Annotated in this window: 13 protein-coding genes and 1 pseudogene; 4 read left to right on the top strand and 10 right to left on the bottom strand. The window is 62.7% G+C overall.

Translation table 11 applies throughout. From position 1 onward, the window contains the following. Positions 1–2: 2 nt before the first annotated feature. Both NVV79_RS10305 and NVV79_RS10310 read right to left on the bottom strand, forming a co-directional pair. Positions 3–996 (bottom strand): annotated as a pseudogene (locus tag NVV79_RS10305) (ABC transporter permease). A gap of 125 nt (positions 997–1,121) precedes the next feature. Continuing rightward, positions 1,122–3,044: an ABC transporter substrate-binding protein gene (locus tag NVV79_RS10310; protein WP_303988804.1), complete on the bottom strand. Its 1,923-nt coding sequence runs from the start codon at positions 3,042–3,044 to the stop codon at positions 1,122–1,124. A 196-nt stretch (positions 3,045–3,240) separates the two neighbouring features. Here NVV79_RS10310 and NVV79_RS10315 point away from each other — a divergent pair, with 196 nt between their 5' ends. Beyond that, positions 3,241–4,428, top strand: coding sequence for an oligogalacturonate lyase family protein (locus NVV79_RS10315; RefSeq protein WP_303988805.1), 1,188 nt, complete (start codon positions 3,241–3,243; stop codon positions 4,426–4,428). 3 nt (positions 4,429–4,431) lie between these two features. Here NVV79_RS10315 and NVV79_RS10320 read toward each other — a convergent pair whose 3' ends face one another. The 8 genes from NVV79_RS10320 to araD all read right to left on the bottom strand — a co-directional run bounded on the left by NVV79_RS10320 (position 4,432) and on the right by araD (position 12,298). Next, the gene (locus NVV79_RS10320; RefSeq protein ID WP_303988808.1) at positions 4,432–5,439 is read right to left on the bottom strand and encodes a LacI family DNA-binding transcriptional regulator; all 1,008 of its coding nucleotides are present in this window, start codon (positions 5,437–5,439) and stop codon (positions 4,432–4,434) included. A 75-nt stretch (positions 5,440–5,514) separates the two neighbouring features. Further along, on the bottom strand, positions 5,515–6,483 hold the full coding sequence (locus tag NVV79_RS10325) for an acetylxylan esterase (RefSeq protein ID WP_303988811.1): 969 nt from the start codon (positions 6,481–6,483) through the stop codon (positions 5,515–5,517). 76 nt (positions 6,484–6,559) lie between these two features. Continuing rightward, complete coding sequence (locus NVV79_RS10330; RefSeq protein WP_303988813.1) at positions 6,560–7,480, bottom strand: flagellar motor protein MotB; 921 nt, start codon at positions 7,478–7,480, stop codon at positions 6,560–6,562. Positions 7,481–7,501: 21 nt separating this feature from the next. Then, positions 7,502–8,365 carry a flagellar motor stator protein MotA gene (gene motA, locus NVV79_RS10335; protein ID WP_303988815.1) on the bottom strand — a complete coding sequence of 288 codons (864 nt, stop codon included), beginning with the start codon at positions 8,363–8,365 and terminating at the stop codon, positions 7,502–7,504. A gap of 189 nt (positions 8,366–8,554) precedes the next feature. Further along, positions 8,555–8,773, bottom strand: coding sequence for a hypothetical protein (locus NVV79_RS10340; RefSeq protein ID WP_303988817.1), 219 nt, complete (start codon positions 8,771–8,773; stop codon positions 8,555–8,557). A gap of 149 nt (positions 8,774–8,922) precedes the next feature. Beyond that, the gene (locus NVV79_RS10345; RefSeq protein WP_303988818.1) at positions 8,923–9,633 is read right to left on the bottom strand and encodes a ribonuclease activity regulator RraA; all 711 of its coding nucleotides are present in this window, start codon (positions 9,631–9,633) and stop codon (positions 8,923–8,925) included. Between the two features lie 19 nt (positions 9,634–9,652). Then, positions 9,653–10,549, bottom strand: coding sequence for a dihydrodipicolinate synthase family protein (locus NVV79_RS10350; RefSeq protein WP_303988822.1), 897 nt, complete (start codon positions 10,547–10,549; stop codon positions 9,653–9,655). An 18-nt stretch (positions 10,550–10,567) separates the two neighbouring features. Further along, positions 10,568–12,298, bottom strand: coding sequence for an L-arabinonate dehydratase (gene araD / locus NVV79_RS10355; RefSeq protein ID WP_303988824.1), 1,731 nt, complete (start codon positions 12,296–12,298; stop codon positions 10,568–10,570). 221 nt (positions 12,299–12,519) lie between these two features. On the opposite strand from araD, the gene NVV79_RS10360 reads away from it, so the two are divergent. The 3 genes from NVV79_RS10360 (at position 12,520) to NVV79_RS10370 (ending at position 16,998) form a co-directional block, all read left to right on the top strand. Continuing rightward, positions 12,520–13,551 carry a LacI family DNA-binding transcriptional regulator gene (locus tag NVV79_RS10360; RefSeq protein WP_303988827.1) on the top strand — a complete coding sequence of 344 codons (1,032 nt, stop codon included), beginning with the start codon at positions 12,520–12,522 and terminating at the stop codon, positions 13,549–13,551. A gap of 190 nt (positions 13,552–13,741) precedes the next feature. Continuing rightward, entirely contained in the window at positions 13,742–16,666 is a 2,925-nt protein-coding gene (locus tag NVV79_RS10365; RefSeq protein WP_369684728.1) for a monovalent cation/H+ antiporter subunit A, read from the top strand. After that, on the top strand, positions 16,666–16,998 hold the full coding sequence (locus NVV79_RS10370; RefSeq protein WP_303988833.1) for a Na+/H+ antiporter subunit C: 333 nt from the start codon (positions 16,666–16,668) through the stop codon (positions 16,996–16,998). Before NVV79_RS10365 ends, NVV79_RS10370 begins: the two co-directional genes overlap by 1 nt. The last annotated feature ends 1 nt before the right edge of the window (position 16,999 follow it).

The following is a 16,999-nucleotide window of genomic DNA, read 5'->3' on the forward strand; positions in this document are numbered from 1 at the left end:
ACTTACTTGCTCCCGTAGCGAATGCGCGGGTCGATCCACGCGAGGAGAAGGTCCGAGATCAGCGTGCCGATGACGGTCAGGATGCCCAGCAGCATGATGATGGCCCCGGCCAGATACATGTCCTGCGATGTCAGCGAACGCAGCAGCAGCGGTCCCGCGGTGGGCAGGTTCAGCACCACCGACACCAGCACCGAGCTCGACACCAGCGCCGGCAGCAGCCAGCCGATGGTGGAGATCAGTGGGTTGAGCGCCACCCGCACCGGGTATTTCATGATGGTGCGGAATTCGCTGAGGCCCTTGGCCCGCGCCGTCGTGACATAGGGCTTCTTGAGCTCGTCGAGCAGGTTGGCCCGCAGGATACGGATCAGCTCCGCCGTTCCCGCCATGGACAGCACCAGGATGGGCGCCCAGGCATGGCTCAGGAAGTCCCACACACGGGCGGGGCTCCAGCGCGCCGATCTCGTATTCGGGCGAGAAGAGCCCGCCCAGGGTTTCCCCGAACCACACGAAGCTCAGATACATCAGGATCAGCGCGAAGAAGAAATTGGGAATGGCCAGGCCGATAAAGCCGCCAATGGTGGCCAGGTAATCACCCAGCGAATATTTGCGCACCGCCGCATAGATACCGATGGGCAGGGCAACCAGCCACATGACGATGACTGCGACGCCTTCGAGCAGGATGGAATTGCCCAGTCGTCCCCAGATCAGCGTCGTCACCGGCGCCTTCCATTCGAAGCTCTGCCCGAAATCGCCGCGCGTCACGATGCCGGTGATCCATTTCCAATACTGCACGATATAGGGCTCGCCGAACCCGTATTGCTGCCGCAAAGCCTCGATGGCGGCCGGGTCCACCCGGTCCCCATTGGCGGCCAGCGTGGCCATATATGTAGTCAGGTAATCGCCCGGCGGCAGCTGGATGATGGCAAAGGCCACGAAGCTTACCGCCCACATGGTCAGGACCATCGCAATCAGCCGGCCCGTAATGAAACGCAGCATGGGCGTCTCCTGAAAACTGAAGTCAGTGCAGGGTGCTGGCCCCGCCTATCGGGTCCCCGAATTCGGGGACACCCAATTCAACCCTCCGCGGCACGGGGAGCGCCGCGGAGGGCGGGAGGGATCCGCTATTCAGCCGCAAAATACCACTGGAACGGATCATAGGGAGCCGGGGTCGGGAACAGGTAGGCATGGAACATGGGTTCGGCGATGTTCCGCATATTGTTCCTGGCAATGTAGTAGCCATCGCCCGGCAGACTGATGCCGATGACCGGGAAGTTCTCCTTGGCGAGAACCAGGATCTGCTTCATCAGATCGTCCCGCTTGGCCGGATCGCCTTCGGCGCGCAACTGGTTCATCAGATCCATCTGCTCCCGGGCCCAGCCGGTCGGTTCCTCGGCAATTTCAGGACGCGAGCCCATATACCACTGCGACCAGCGATAGGCCCAGACCGACTCGTCGCCCGAAGCCATGTAGTAGCGAGGCTCCTGGATCACATCGAGGCCGCCGTCGCCCTGCCAGATCTGGACGTCGTAGTCACCGGCCGGACGCTTTTCGTAATAGAGCGTGCGATCGATATTGTTCAGCTCGACATCGATGCCGCCAGCTTCGAGCTGGAGTTGCAGCAGTTCCATCATGTCGATCCATTCGGGCCGCACGGTGGAAATCATGTCGAAGGTAATGACCAGCGGCGAACCGTCGGCGAAGGTATAGAAACCATCGCCATTGCGTTCGCCCAGCAGGCCCGAAGCTGCAAAGGCGGCCGCGGCGGCTTCCGGATCGAACTCGGTATACTGCTTGGCCAGTTCCTCGTCATAGAACGGGGATTCCGGACGCGGCGCGGCCTGGAACGGCTCGCCCTGCCCGGTGAAGACCACATCGATGATTTCCTGCCGGTCGAGCAACTGGCTGATGCCGATGCGGAAGTCCTTGTTCTGGAACAGCTCGCGCCGCTTTTCGTCCACATGGTTGAAGTTGAACTGGATCACCATCGTGTTCATGTTGGACGGGATATTGGCACCCAGGCGATAGTCGCCGGCCTCCTGCCCGTCGAAGAACAGCGGCTGGTTGGCCACGGTGGCGATATGGCGATCCTGGAAGTCGATCTCGCCGTTGAGCGCCATCAGGGTCAGTTCTTCGAGCGAGTCCGAGACGCGCATGTCGAGCCGGTCGATATAGGGCAACTGGTTCCCTTCGGTGTCGACCTTCCAGTAATAGGGATTGCGCACGAAAGTGGTCCGGCTGGCATCGCCCGTCAGCGGCTGGTCGATCATCCAGGCATTCATCATCGGCAGGTCCGGATTGGCCCAGCGGATGGTTTCAGTGGCCCACGAACAACGGTCCGTCATCCACAATTCCCAGGTCTCGAATCCGGCGGCCTTGGCCTCCGTAGCGGCATTCGGATTGTATTTGGGATAGAACTGGCTGCAATATTCCTTGCTGAGCGAGACGAGCGTAAAGCCGTTCACGCTGGCCAGCTCATCCATGATGATGCCGTTGGGATTCTCGAAGATCAGCTTGAACGTCGTATCGTCGACCACTTCGGCCGTGACCGGGTTGTTCTTGTTCTTCATGAAGCTGCCCACGCCATAGCTGGGCTCGCTGAAGAGTTCGACGGCAAAGGCGATATCGGCGCTGGTGAATGGCGTGCCGTTATTCCACTTGAGGCCTTCGCGCAGCTTGAACGTATAGGTGCGGGCGTCCTCGCTGACTTCCCAGCTTTCCGCCAGGTTCGGCACGATGGTCTTCCATTCCCGGTCATAGCGAACCAGGCCGTCATAGGCGACGGTACGGGCGATCCACGCATTGTCGAGGCCACCCCGCAGCGCCGAGCGCCAGGTGCCGCCATAGGTCCCCACGCTCTCCACCGGCGTCACGACCAGCGGATTTGCCGGCAGGCGCTCTTCGACGGGTGGAAGGTCGGTGCCGTCAAGCATGGGCGCTTGCTGGTATTGCTGGCCATGAGCCGTGCCCGCAAGGGCCATCAGGCTCACCAGGGCAGTGGCGCCCCATAGTGTCGGCCTGTTTCGGCCTCCAGTCGATTTTCTCATCGGGTTTCTCCTCCCAGAAAACGCAAACAAGGTGTGTGCGCCTCCTCACGACGCATAAGGAGCCTAGAACACCACTTGCGCTAACGCAAGTATTGCGTCAAAATTCCCAAAACTACGCAATTTGCGTGAATTTGCGTTTGCAATGAAGGCGTTGGGCTGTGGATTATTGCGCCCGGCAGGAGCGAGGGAACACCGAATGACAATGGCCGAGAAGGTTGCGAGCCATAACGATATCGATCTGCAATTGCTGTATTTCACCAGCACGAGCCTGTCAGCGGACGGCAAAAGCCTCGCTGCCATTGGTGAACAGGATGGCAATCCCAACCTGTTCCGCATCGATCTCGCGACGAAGGCCGTGACGCAACTGACCCACAATAGCGAAGGCTGGCTGCGGTCCTACGTCTATTTCGACGGCACGCCCTATCGCGGCTTCGCCAAGGCCAGCGTCAGTTTCGATGCCCGGCGGAACACGCTCTATTACCTGCAGGGCCGCCAGCTTCGCGCCGTCGATTTCGACGGCCGCGAGCGCGTCTTGGCGGAGCTGCCGGACGACCAGGTGACCGCCTTCACCCACGTATCAGCCGATGGCAAGCTGATCTGCGTGCCCACCACCGACGAAGCGGCCTTTACCGAGGACGAAGCCTGGACTGAGCGGCACAAGGGGATCGACGCCCGCGTGCGGCGGCTCGGGTTGAATTCCTATCTGCGCGTCTTTTCTACCGAGACGGGCGAGCAGGTGCTGTGCGAGCCGGTGCCCAGCGCCTGGGTCACCCATGTCCAGTTCTCCCCCACCGATTCCAGCGTGATCCTCTACAATCACGAATGGCCGTCAGATTGCGGCATCCGGCGGGTCTGGCTGTGGGACGGCGAGAAGCATACAAGGCTGCGCCAGGAAGGCGAAGGCCGCAGCCGTCTCGACTGGACCTGCCACGAAATGTGGGAGCGCGACGGCAATGCCGTGATCTATCACGGCCTCTATACCGACGGCACCGCCTATGTCGGCCGCGCGCCGGTCGATGGCAGCGAACCGATCGAAATCCGCCTGCCCTCCGACTGGACCCGATACGGCCATTTCACCGTTGGCCCGGACGAAACCATGCTGGTGACCGACGGCTATTATCGCAGCACGGCGAATGACGAGATCAAGGTATCGCCCTGGATTTCGCGGCTCGACCTCGACTGGCCGGGCGGAGCGATCCGCTGGCGCGTACTCGGCCGCTCGGATTCCAACTGGGACAGCCAGGACAGCCATCCCCACCCGATCACCGATGCCGAAGGCAGGTTCGTGTATTTCACGTCCAATGTCGAAGGCCGGCGCGCCGTCTACCGACTGCCCACCGCGCCGGGCGAGCCTGTTGCCGATGTCTCGCTGGGGTCCGCCTGAGACCTATTCCAGCGTCCAGACCGTCTCGCCCTCGACCATGGTCACACCGATCTCGAGCTGCTGCACCGCCGCTTCGCCATCCATATGCTCGGCCAATAGCCGCACAGCCCCACGCCCGATCGCCTCGCGATCGACCTGCGTCGTGCTCAATCGCGGCGTGGCCATGCCGGCCAGTGGTAGATCGTCGAAGCCGACAATCGAGAAGTTCCGTGGCAACGGGCTATCGGCGCCATAGATGCCCTCGAGCATCTCCACCGCGGCAATGTCGTTCCAGATGAAGGCAGCCGTGACGTCATGCTTGCCGGCCAGCAGATCCTCCAGCAATTCCCTGGTATGTCGCTCGTCGGTATTGACGATGGTGCCCACCGCGCCCGGCGTCCTGGCGATGGCCTGCTCGAACCCGCGCTGGCGCTGCCTTATGGTCGGTCGATAGCGATGGGTATAGTGCAGGATCTTGCGGTGCCCGGCATCGAGCAGGCGCTGCGTGGCCATGAAGGCACCGTAGTAATTGGCCGGGGACACCGAGCTGACCCGCATGTTGGGGTCGCTGCCATTGACCAGCACCACCGGCACTTCCGCCTCGGTCGACCAGGCCGCCAGCTCATCCCAGGCATCGATCCCCGCCAGCAGCACGCCGCCGGCATCGGCCTGTGCGATCTGCTTCTTGATGAGGTCCAGCGTCACCGAGGATTCATTGACCAACCGCACGTCGAGCGCCATGCCGGCCGTTTCTGCCTGCGACCGCATGCCCTCGACAATGCCGAAATAGAAGCCGGACAAGCCGCTCGTCGCGCTGCCCAGCGGGACCAGCGCCACGGCTTTCTTGTCCCCGCCCACCGCGGCCAGGCTGTGCTTGCTCTTGTAGCCCAGCGTGCGCGCCATGCGCTGCACGTCACGCCGCACGGCATCGCTGATGCCGATCTCGTTAGCCAGCGCGCGCGAGACCGTACTCACCGAAACGCCGAGGCGTTCCGCGATATCGGCCTGGTTTGCACGTCTTTGGGTCGCCACGGGTCTGCCTCGCTGTCTCATCTACGCAATATTTGCGTTTTTTGAGTAGCGCAAGTCCCTCGACAGATTTATCCCTCATCCAAACAACTTGCCGAGCCAAACCATCTGCGCGCGGTCCTGGAAGGCCTGCCCGCCCTCATGGTTGTTGAATTCGTATTCTTCGATGCTCTTGTCGGCGCCGGCATAGGCATTGTAGGCGCCGTAGACCGTGGAGGGCGGACAGGTCTCGTCCATCACCGCCACCGAGAACAGCGCCGCCGCCTTGGCCTGGCGCGCGAAATTGACACCGTCGAAATAGTTGAGCACCTCGAACACCGTGGCCTTCTTGTCGCGATGCTGCGCCAGGAAGCGCACGATCTCGAGATAGGGGTCACGCGCCGCCTTCTGCACCGCGCGCCGATAGTCGCAGAGGAAGGGCACGTCGGGCATCACCGCCTTGACCCTGGCATCGATCCCCGCCACGGCTAGCGAAATGCCGCCGCCCTGGCTGCCGCCGCAAACCGCGATCCTGTCGGGATCGACAAAGTCCTGCGCCACCAGCATATCCACGGCCCGCACCGCATCGGTGAAGACGCGGCGATAGTAGTAATCGTTCTTGTCCAGGATACCCTTGGTCATCATGCCGGGAATGGAGGGCGTCGTGCCCACCGGGTCGGCCGTGCCGCCCATGGACCAGCCACTGCCCTGCCCGCGCGTATCCATGCGGAAATAGGCATAGCCCGACGCCGCCCAGTGCAATTGCTCATGCGGAAAGCCGCGCCCGCCGCCATAGCCCAGATATTGCACCACCAGCGGCAAGCGGCCCGTGCGGTTCGCGGGCAGCACCAGCCAGCCCTTGATCAGATGGCCGCCAAAACCCGGAAACGTCACATCGAACGCCTCGACCGCCTTCAGCGTGGTCTCGGCCTTGACGATGCCGACCTCGCCCCCGATCGCCCGCGCCTCGGCAAGGGTCGCTTCCCAGAATGCCGAGAAATCCCCGGGCATCTGGACATTGCTCTGATAGGCGCCGAGTTCGGGCTGGATCAGGTCGGGAAAGGGCACGGCAGGACTCCTCGCAAATCACCGGCGCGACCATGCACCGGGGCAACCGGTCATGCCAGATAGCACGCGAAAATTCCTATGGTTTCAGCCCGGCGGGCACCGGCGGGGTCTCGTAGAGCAGCGTGATCTCGATCCGCTCGTTGGCCGCCATATAGGGGTCGTTCGGGAAGAATGGCTCGGCCGTCGAACGGCCCACCACCGAATTGACGTGGTCATCGGCCAGCCCGAACTCACCCAGGATCTGCCGCACCGTATTGGCGCGATCGGCCGACAGTTCCCACGAGCCATAGCGCGGATTGGCATAGACCCCGCCAGCCGCCGTATGGCCCGAAATCCGCACCGGATTCGACAATTTCTGAAGGATCGGCGCAATGGCCGCGATGGCCTTTCGCGTCACCTCGTTGGGATATTTCGACCCTTCCGGGAACATCGGCCGCCCCTCCTGGTCGATGATGCGGATATTGAGGCCTTCCTCGGTCTCCTCGACAATCAGGTTGTCGGCAATTTCGGTGATGGCCGGCATGGCCTGCCAGGCCTGGCGGATGCTCGCCGCGGCGCTGTGGAAGCCCTGATCGTCATCGGCCTTGAGATCGTATTGCGATTCATTGGTGGTTTGGAATTCATTGCCCTGCTGCTGGTCGCGACCGCTCATCGCGCCCGTCACCGTGCCGAATTCCTCGCCCTTGGGCGTCACCGAGGCATCCACCCGTTCCTCAGGCGTCGAGCCCTGCATCAGGGCATCGGAATTATCCAGCGCCGTACCGCCCATCAACCCGCCCGAGCCGCTGGTGGTCGGACTGATATTGGGTGGCGCAAAATAGGAGGCGAGGCCCTCTTTCTGCTCGGGCGTGGTCATGCTGATCAGCCACAGCAGCAGGAAGAAGGCCATCATGGCAGTCACGAAGTCGGCATAGGCGATCTTCCACGCGCCGCCGTGATGGGCGTGCTTTCTCTTCTTGACCTTCTTGATGATGATCGGCTGGTCGAAATTCGCCATTCTGGCTTCCTAAAGTCGGGCCTATGTCGCGGCGGGCAGGTTCGCCGTCGCCTCGTCGATTTCGGCAAAGCTGGGCCGGTCTTCCGACATCAGCGCCTTGCGCGCGAATTCAATGGCCATCACAGGCACCTGGCCGGAAATGTGGGCCAGCAGCCCCACCTTGAGCGACAGGAAATACTTGTCTTCCGCCTCGTAGATATTGCGCAGCGACTGCGCGAACGGCCCGAAGAAGCCATAGGCCACGAAGACGCCAAAAAAGGTACCGACCAGGGCGCCGCCGATCATGTGGCCCAGCACTTCGGGCGGCTCGCTGATGGCGCCCATCGTATGGATCACGCCCAGCACGGCCGCCACGATGCCCAAAGCCGGCGTTCCGTCAGCCAGCGCCTGCATGGCGTTAACGACGCGCTCATTCTCCTGGTGATGGGTTTCCAGTTCTTCGTCCATCAGGGCCTCCATCTCGTGGACGTTGTTGGAGCCCAGCGTCACCATGCGCAGGTAGTCGCAGACGAATTCCACCGCGTGGTGGTTGTTGGCGAAGGTCGGAAAGCGCGCGAACAGCGTCGATTCATGCGGATTTTCGATATGCTGCTCCAGCGCCAGGATGCCCTTGGACTGCACCAGCTTGTAGAGGCTGAACTGCATGCCCAGCAGCTCGACATAGGCCGCCTTGTTGTATTTCGGGCCTTTGAACAGCGTGCCGAACACGCTCAGCGTCTGCTTCAGCACCGGCCCGGTATTGCCGATGACATAGGCGCCCAGGGCGGCGCCGAGAATGATGACGAATTCGAAGGGCTGCCACAGCACATAGAGATGCCCGCCGACCCCCATATACCCGCCGATGACGCTGCCCACGACGATGAGGATGCCGATTAGAAGACGCATTAGACCTGAAACTCACCTTGTGGACGACATCGTTTCCAGGTCGGCATTATCGGTCGGTTTACCTTAACAGCCGGTTTACCCATGGGTTTACGCCCGGTTGCATCATGCCGGCCGGGTCATGCCACAAGGCTTAAGATGGTGGTGGACAGTTGAATTGAATCCCGCCGCACAGGCGGGATCAGGCGAAGCCTAGCCGTGCCAGAACCCGCGCTGGCTGCGGACATTGATGACCTGGCGCAGGAAGACTTCCGCTGGACGATAGTACCAGGCCAGCTCCACCGGCGATTGCGCCGGCCCCAGTGCGGCCGGCTGGAATTCGACGCGCAGCGCGGCGCGCATGGCGCATTCGAGGTAATAGGCCCCGCCGGTCACCAGAAAGATCGCGCTCGCCAACAGGCCTAAACTCACAGCAAGTCCCCCAAATCAATTGCCGTGAAATATAGTCGGATGCGCCACTACCCCAAGAAAAACAACCCGTTAAGCCTAACCGGCTCAAGTCTATCCAATCGGCTTCGGCCATCGCAAATACCGACCAAGCGATGAAGTCCAGACGTTGCTCAGCGTTTTTCGCGCTGTCGCCAGGCGGCAAATTCTGCGGTGAAACGTTCCTGCGTCCTGGGGTAAAGGCCGATGATCGGCGTGCCCGCCTTGACCTGCTCGACCACGAAATCCTCATAGGCAGTCATCTCGACCGCCTCGTCGGCGACCTCTTCGGCAATGGCCTGGGGAATGACGATCACACAATCGTCGTCGCCCACCACGATGTCGCCCGGGAACACGGCCACATCGCCACAGCCGATCGGCATGTTGAGGTCGAGCGCTTCGTGCAGGGTCAGGTTGGTCGGGCTGGAGGGACGGGAATGATAGGCGGGAATATCGAGCGTGCCGATCGTGGCGGCATCGCGAAAACCGCCATCGGTAACGACCCCCGCCACCCCGCGCACCATGAGGCGGGTGACCAATATATCGCCGGCCGAAGCGGCGCGTGGGTCCTTGCGGCTGTCCATTACCAGCACATGGCCCGGAGGGCAGGTTTCGACGGCAACGCGCTGCGGATGTTCGGGATTGCGGAATTCGGCCAGTTGGTTGCGGTCCTCCCGGGCCGGAATATAGCGCAGAGTAAAAGCCGGACCGACCATGTTCCGTCCCTTGGCCCTGACCGGGTGAACACCCTGGATCACCTGGTTGCGCAAGCCACGCTTGAACAGGGCCGTGGCCAGGGTGGCGACGGAAACGGTCGCCAGCTTTTCACGCAGAATTTCATTCATGGCGACATTCCTCGATCGGTCAGGTGAGCTGGTTGGCGGCGATGAAGGCGTCGAGCCTGGCCTGCTGGCTTGATGTCAGCGGCCAGGCCGAGGGCGGTCGGGTCGGCCCGCAATCACGACCCAGCGCCAGCAATGCCGCCTTGACCCCGGTGACATTGGTGCCGTTCATCTCCTCGGCGCGGATGTCCTCGAAGGCTTTCATACCGGCGATGAGCTGGTTGGCCTGCTTGTAATCACCCGCCTCCAGCGCTGCATGGATGGCCAACGAGCGTTCGGGCCAGACATTGATGAGGCCCGAGGTAAACCCACGAGCGCCCACGGCATAAAAGGTCGGCGCCCAGACTTCGGCGAGCCCCCCGACCCAGACGATGCCCGGATCGCAGGCGGCGATCGCCTCGGCGAGCTTGAGCGGGTTGGGCGTCGCCCATTTGACGCCCTTGACGCCCGGACGGGCGCAAAGCTCGGCGATGGCCTTGGTGCCGATGGCATCATTGCGCAGATAGAGCATCATGGGCAGTCCGCCCGACGCATCGGCAATGGCATTCACGTAGTCGATGATGCCGCGCGGCGAGACGAAAGGATCGGGCGGCTGATGCACCATAAGCGCAGATGCACCGGCTGCCGCGGAGGCCTTCGCCAGGGCACAGGCATCGCGCAGCCCGCGCCCAATTCCCGCCAGCAACGGCGCGCGGCCAGCGACCAGCCCGGCCACCTCGCGCACCATGGTCGCCGCTTCATCGGTGGTGAGGGCATAGAATTCGCCGGTATTGCCGTTGACGACAGGCATGTGCAGGCCCGCGCCGAGCGCGCGGTCGAGAATGGGAGCGAGGCGGGCGGGCGCGATATCGCCCTTGGCATCATAGGGAGTGACGAGAATGCCGGAAATGCCGGTCAGCGCCTGATCGAGGGACAGCATGGGAATGGACCTTGATAGCTAGAAAATATCGGGTTCGCCGGCGGCAGCGCCGAAATCGCGTTCGAGGAAATCGAAATCGCAGCCCTTGTCGGCCTGGGTGACATGCTGGCTGTACATCCAGCCCCAACCGCGTTCGAAACGGGGCCCGGGCGGCGACCAGGCCGCGCGGCGCCGCTCCAGCTCGTCCTCGGCAACCAGCATGTCGAGGCGTCGATTGGGCAGATCCAGGCGTACGATATCGCCAGTCTTCAGCAGGGCCAGCGGCCCGCCGACATGGGATTCGGGCGCCACATGCAGCACGCAGGCGCCATAGGACGTGCCGGACATGCGGGCATCGGAAATGCGCAGCATATCGCGGTGCCCCTGCTTGATCAGCGCCTTGGGAATGGGAAGCATGCCCCATTCCGGCATGCCCGGCCCGCCTTTCGGCCCGGCATTGCGCAGCACCAGAACATGATCCGGCGTGATGTCGAGGTTTTCGTCCTCCACCGCATTCTTCATCTCGGGATAGCTGTCAAAGACCAGCGCGGGACCTTGGTGAACGTGGAATTTCACGTCACAGGCCGCCGGCTTGATAACCGCGCCATCGGGACAGAGATTGCCCCGCAGGACCGCCAGCGAGCCCTCGTGATAGACCGGATTCGAGAGCGGCCGGATGACATCGTCATTATAGACCACGGCATCCGCGATATTTTCACCCACCGTCTTGCCGTTGACGGTGAGGCAGGACGTATCAAGCCGGTCGGCAATCTGCTTCATCAATGCCCGCAGCCCGCCAGCAAAGTAGAAGTCTTCCATCAGATAGTCCTTACCCGACGGCCGGACATTGGCGAGCAGCGGGGTTACCCGGCCCAGCGCATCGAGCTCGTCGAGGCCGAGATCGACACCGGCGCGGCGCGCCACCGCTATCAGATGCACCACCGCATTGGTCGAGCAGCCCGTCGCCATGGCAACGATAGCCGCATTGCGCACTGACTCCGCGGTGACGATGCGGGCCGGCGTCAGATCCTCCCAGACCATGTCGACAATCCGCCGGCCACAATCCGCTGCCATGCGGGAATGTCCCGAATCCACCGCCGGGATCGAGGAGGCGCCCGGCAGGGTGAGGCCCAGCGCATCGGTAATGGCCGTCATGGTGGATGCCGTACCCATGGTCATGCATACGCCGGCCGAACGGGCTATGCCGCCCTGCAGGCCCCGCCATTGTTCGTCGCTGACATTGCCGGCGCGCCGCTCGTCCCAGAATTTCCAGGCGTCGGACCCCGACCCCAGCACCGTGCCGGCATAGTTGCCGCGCAGCATGGGGCCGGCCGGCAGGAAGATCATCGGAATGCCGGCAGTGAGCGCCCCCATCACCAGCCCCGGCGTGGTCTTGTCGCAACCGCCCATCAGCACCACGCCATCGAGCGGGTGGGAGCGGATCATCTCCTCGGTCTCCATGGCCAGCAGGTTGCGATAGAGCATGGAGGTTGGCTTGGTGAAACTCTCATCCACCGACAGCGTCGGCAGCTCGACCGCGAATCCGCCGGCCTGCGCCACACCGCGTTTGACCGACTGGACACGCTCGGGGAAATGGCTGTGACACGAATTGAGCTCGGACCAGGTATTGAGGATGCCGATTACCGGCCTGCCCATGAAATCCTCTTCCGAATAGCCCAGTTGCATCAGCCGCGACCGATGCCCGAAGCTGCGCAGATCATCCGGCGCGAACCACCGGGCCGACCGCAGGTCTGCTGCCGTTTTGACCATCATTCTCCTCCGTCGTCGGCCTCTGTGTATGCGCATACATTTTATACTGTCAAGACGACAGGCGATTGGAACCAGAGTTCTCAACGTTGACAGATGACGCCGCTATGCCGCATCAAATGGATGCGCATACAATTCTGCTCCCGATGACTTCACCATTCGCTTTCCGATGTCGAAAACCGCCGGTGCTTGGCGCTTCATTGACGCTGGGGTAAGAGCGTTCCATGACCGATCGCACTAAGGCCACCGATCAGCTTCGCCGCAGCAGCGGAGTCACCATGACCGATGTCGGGCGCCTGGCCGGCGTCTCCCAGGTCACGGTCTCCCGCGCCCTCTCGTCGCCGCAAAAGGTGTCACCCCAGACCTTGCAGCGCATCGAGGATGCTATCCGCCAGACGGGCTATGTGCCCAATGCCGTGGCCGGCGCATTGGCCTCGAACAAGAGCAATCTCGTGGCCGCCCTCATGCCCTCGGTCACCAACATCGTATATTCCAGCATGCTCCATGCCTTTTCGGACATCATGTGGGGCCACGGCTACCAGATCATGTTTTCCGAGACCGGCTTCGATCTCGACCGCGAAGAAAAGGCGATTGCCACCCATCTCTCGCGTCGTCCCGATGCGATGCTGCTCACCGGTATACACCATAGTCCGGGCGCGCGGCGCATGCTCGTCAATACCGGCATTCCCGTAGTGGAAGTCTGGGACATCACCGATACCCCGATCGATTGCTGCGTCGGCTTCTCCCATGCCGGCGCCGGCATCGCCGCAGCGGACTTCGCCATCGGGGCGGGCTATCGGCATGCGGTCACCATCACCGCCGGCGACGAACGCGCCCGCCGTCGCCGCGACGCTTTCACCACCCGCTTCGCCAAGCTGTCGCAGACAGAAGTGCCGGCGGTGGATTTCGACACCTCCGCCTCGCTTGGCCTCGGACGTCAGGCACTGGCCCGGGTTCTGGAACAGGGCGTATCGCCCGGCACGGTGCTGTTCTGCAGTTCCGACCAATTCGCCCAGGGTTTGCTTGCGGAAGCGGCTGCACGCGGGTTGTCGGTGCCGCGGGATATCGCGGTCATCGGTTTCGGTGACCAGGAATTTGCCGCCTATACCGAGCCATCCCTGACCAGTATCCGCATCGACCGCCAGATACTGGGGCAACTGGCCGCCAATGCCCTGGTGGATCGCTTCGCTATCGGCACGACGCTGAACGCCGTTCACGACGTGGGATTTGAACTCGTCCGGCGCGCTTCCGCATGACAATTGCGGCATGAGTCTTATTGTCAGCCGCATTCGCCCTTTCTGCCGGTAGACCGCAAATGCGACAATGAGATACACCTGCCGCTGACGAGGAATCATTCATATTCGTCATCATGCCTGCGATGATGTCTTCATGGCAGAAAGCTGATTCTAAAACATGAGGAACTGAACGCTGGAATTCGATGACATGATGCTTATTGCCCTGATTGGCTTGCCGTTTCTCGGTAGCGTGATTGCAGCACTGCTACCGTCGGGCGCGCGCACCGGGGCGGCGATCCTGGCCGGGTTGGTTGCACTTGTCTGTCTTGCTCTGGCGGTCTTCAGCTATTCCGGCATTGCCGGTGGAGAGGTCGTCCGCCACGACATTGCGTGGCTGCCCGATCTGGGGCTGAACCTGGTTCTCAGGCTGAACGGGCTCTCCTGGCTCTTCGCCATAATGATCACCGGGATCGGCTTTCTCGTCGTGCTCTATGCGCGCTACTACATGTCACCAAAAGATCCGGTGCCGCGCTTCTTCTCTTTCCTGCTGGCCTTCATGGGCGCCATGCTCGGCATCGTGCTGTCGGGCAATCTGATCCAGTTGGTGATGTTCTGGGAACTGACCGGCATCTTCTCCTTCCTGCTGATCGGCTACTGGCACCACAATGCGGGTGCGCGCGACGGCGCGCGCATGGCGCTGATCGTGACCGGCACGGGCGGGTTGGCACTGCTGGTGGCCATGCTGCTCATCGGCCATATCGTGGGCAGCTATGACCTCGATGTGGTGCTGGCTTCGGGCGACACGATCCGCGACCATCCGTTCTACCTGCCGACACTGCTCCTGGTTCTGCTGGCGGCATTCACCAAGAGCGCTCAGTTTCCCTTCCAGTTCTGGCTGCCGCGGGCCATGGCGGCGCCGACGCCGGTCTCGGCCTATCTGCACTCGGCCACCATGGTGAAGGCCGGTGTCTTCCTGCTGGTCCTGCTTTGGCCGGTCATGGCGGGAACCCAGGCCTGGCAGTTGATCGTCACCTATACCGGCCTTGCCACCCTGCTGATCGGCGCCTATTCGGCGATTTTCCAGCAGGACCTCAAGGGCGTGCTGGCCTATTCCACCATCAGCCATCTCGGTCTCATCACCGCCCTTATCGGCATGAGTTCGCCGCTGGCCCTGGTGGCCGCCATTTTCCATATCGCCAACCACGCCACGTTCAAGGCGTCGCTCTTCATGGCGGCGGGCATCATCGACCACGAAACCGGCACGCGCGATATCCGCCGCCTCAGCGGGCTATTCCGCTTCATGCCATTTACCGCGACCCTGGCCATGGTCGCCGCGGCCGCCATGGCGGGCGTACCGCTGCTCAACGGCTTCCTGTCCAAGGAAATGTTCTTCGCCGAAACCGCCATCAAGAACACCAACCCCTTCGTCGATGTCTCCCTGCCCTTCGCCGCCGTCCTGGGAAGCCTGTTCGCGGTCACCTATTCGCTGCGCTTCATTCATGGCGTCTTCTTCGGCCCGCCGCCGACCGAGCTCGACCGCGTACCCCATGAGCCGCCGGCCCTGATGCGCCGGCCCATCGAAATCCTGGTGTTGATCTGCCTTCTGGTCGGCATCATTCCCGGCGTTGCCATCGGCCCCTATCTCGGCGCGGCAGTACTCTCCGTGTTGGGGCCGGAGGCGCCATATTACAGCCTCGCCATCTGGCACGGCTTCACCACGCCGCTGTTGATGAGCCTGGTGGCGCTTGTCGGCGGAGTGCTGCTCTATTTCCTGCTGCAGAAATACCTGGCGCGGGGCATCGACGGAGCGCCGCTGATCGACGACCTGATCGGCCCGCGCACGTTCGAGCGCCTCCTCATCCTGCTCTCGGTGCGCTGGGCCAAGACGCTCGAACGCGTCTTCGGTACGCGGCGGCTGCAGCCGCAGTTGGCCATATTGGTCGGCATTGCGGTCGTGGCCGGGGCTGCCCCATTCCTTGGCGCTTCCGGCAGGGTCAGCCTCTCGCTCGAAGGCGCCGATCTGGCCCTGGCGCTGGTCTGGGTGATCGGCACGACCTGCGCCATTGGCGCCGCGATTCAGGCAAAATATCACCGGCTGGCCGCGCTTATGCTGATGAGCGGCGCCGGGCTGGCCACCTGCATCACCTTCGTCTGGTTCTCGGCGCCCGACCTGGCATTGACCCAATTGTTGGTCGAAGTCGTCACCACCGTCCTGATCCTGCTGGGCCTGCGCTGGCTGCCCAAGCGCCGGCAGGATGCCAATATCGACGTGGCCAAATCGCGCGGGGCCCGGTTCCGGCGCGCCCGCGACGTGGCCCTCGCCATCATGTCGGGTACCGGCCTGGCCTTCATGGCCTATGCGGTCATGACCCGTGACGCTCCCCGAAGCATTGCCAGCTTCTTCGTGGAAAATGCCTATGCGCTGGGCGGCGGGCACAATGTGGTCAACGTCATCCTCGTCGATTTCCGCGGCTTCGATACTTTGGGCGAGATCACCGTGCTCGGTATCGTGGCACTGACGACATTCGCCCTGCTACGACGCTTCCGCCCCGCGGCGGACAGTATCGAGCGTCCCGAGCAGCAGGTCATCCAGAGCGGTTTCGAGGGACAGCGCAGCGCCGATGCCGAAGGCACGATCCTGTCCGATTTCCTGTTCGTGCCATCGGTCATCATGCGCTGGCTGTTCCCTGTCATCATCGTGTTGGCGATCTACCTGTTCCTGCGCGGGCACGATCAGCCGGGCGGCGGCTTCATCGCCGGAATCACCATGTCGATCGCCTTCGTGCTGCAATATCTCGCCGGCGGTACGCGCTGGGTCGAAGACCGGCTGCGTATCCTGCCTACCTACTGGATCGGCGCCGGCCTGTTGCTGGCGCTGCTCACCGGCCTCGGCTCGTGGCTGTTCGGCTATCCGTTCCTCACGACGAGCTTCCGCTATCTCGACCTGCCGCTGTTCGGCAAGATACCCATGGCGACGGCACTATTGTTCGACCTCGGCGTCTTCATCCTCGTCGTTGGCGCAACCGTGCTGATCCTCGTTGCGATCGCCCACCAATCCATCCGCGGCGCCAAGCCTGCACGATTGCGGCCGGCGCGTGTCGACACCCCGCCCGCCACGAATGCGGAGGCCGAGTGATGGAAGCAATCCTGGCAATCAGTATCGGCGTCCTCGCCGGTTCGGGCGTGTGGCTGCTGCTGCGCCCCCGCAGCTTCCAGGTCATTATCGGGCTGTCGCTGATATCCTATGCGGTCAATCTCTTCATCTTCAGCATGGGCGGGCTGAAGACTGACGCGGCGCCCATCGTCGATGGCATTGCCGATGCGTCCGCCTATGCCGATCCGGTGCCGCAGGCGCTGGTGCTCACGGCCATCGTCATCGGCTTTGCCATGACCGCACTTTTCCTCGTCGTACTGCTCGCCGCCCGCGGCCTGACCGGTACCGACCATGTCGACGGGCAGGAACGCTGAT

Source organism: Devosia ginsengisoli, from assembly GCF_024707105.1.
In the GTDB taxonomy this organism is placed as follows: Bacteria; Pseudomonadota; Alphaproteobacteria; order Rhizobiales; family Devosiaceae; genus Devosia; species Devosia ginsengisoli_A.

Coding starts and splice junctions, on each gene's coding strand:
- NVV79_RS10310 (WP_303988804.1), bottom strand. CDS start 3,044: ATGAGAAAATCGACTGGAGGCCGAAACAGGCCGACACTATGGGGCGCC.
- NVV79_RS10315 (WP_303988805.1), top strand. CDS start 3,241: ATGACAATGGCCGAGAAGGTTGCGAGCCATAACGATATCGATCTGCAA.
- NVV79_RS10330 (WP_303988813.1), bottom strand. CDS start 7,480: ATGGCGAATTTCGACCAGCCGATCATCATCAAGAAGGTCAAGAAGAGA.
- motA (WP_303988815.1), bottom strand. CDS start 8,365: ATGCGTCTTCTAATCGGCATCCTCATCGTCGTGGGCAGCGTCATCGGC.
- NVV79_RS10345 (WP_303988818.1), bottom strand. CDS start 9,633: ATGAATGAAATTCTGCGTGAAAAGCTGGCGACCGTTTCCGTCGCCACC.
- NVV79_RS10350 (WP_303988822.1), bottom strand. CDS start 10,549: ATGCTGTCCCTCGATCAGGCGCTGACCGGCATTTCCGGCATTCTCGTC.
- araD (WP_303988824.1), bottom strand. CDS start 12,298: ATGGTCAAAACGGCAGCAGACCTGCGGTCGGCCCGGTGGTTCGCGCCG.
- NVV79_RS10360 (WP_303988827.1), top strand. CDS start 12,520: ATGACCGATCGCACTAAGGCCACCGATCAGCTTCGCCGCAGCAGCGGA.
- NVV79_RS10365 (WP_369684728.1), top strand. CDS start 13,742: ATGCTTATTGCCCTGATTGGCTTGCCGTTTCTCGGTAGCGTGATTGCA.
- NVV79_RS10370 (WP_303988833.1), top strand. CDS start 16,666: ATGGAAGCAATCCTGGCAATCAGTATCGGCGTCCTCGCCGGTTCGGGC.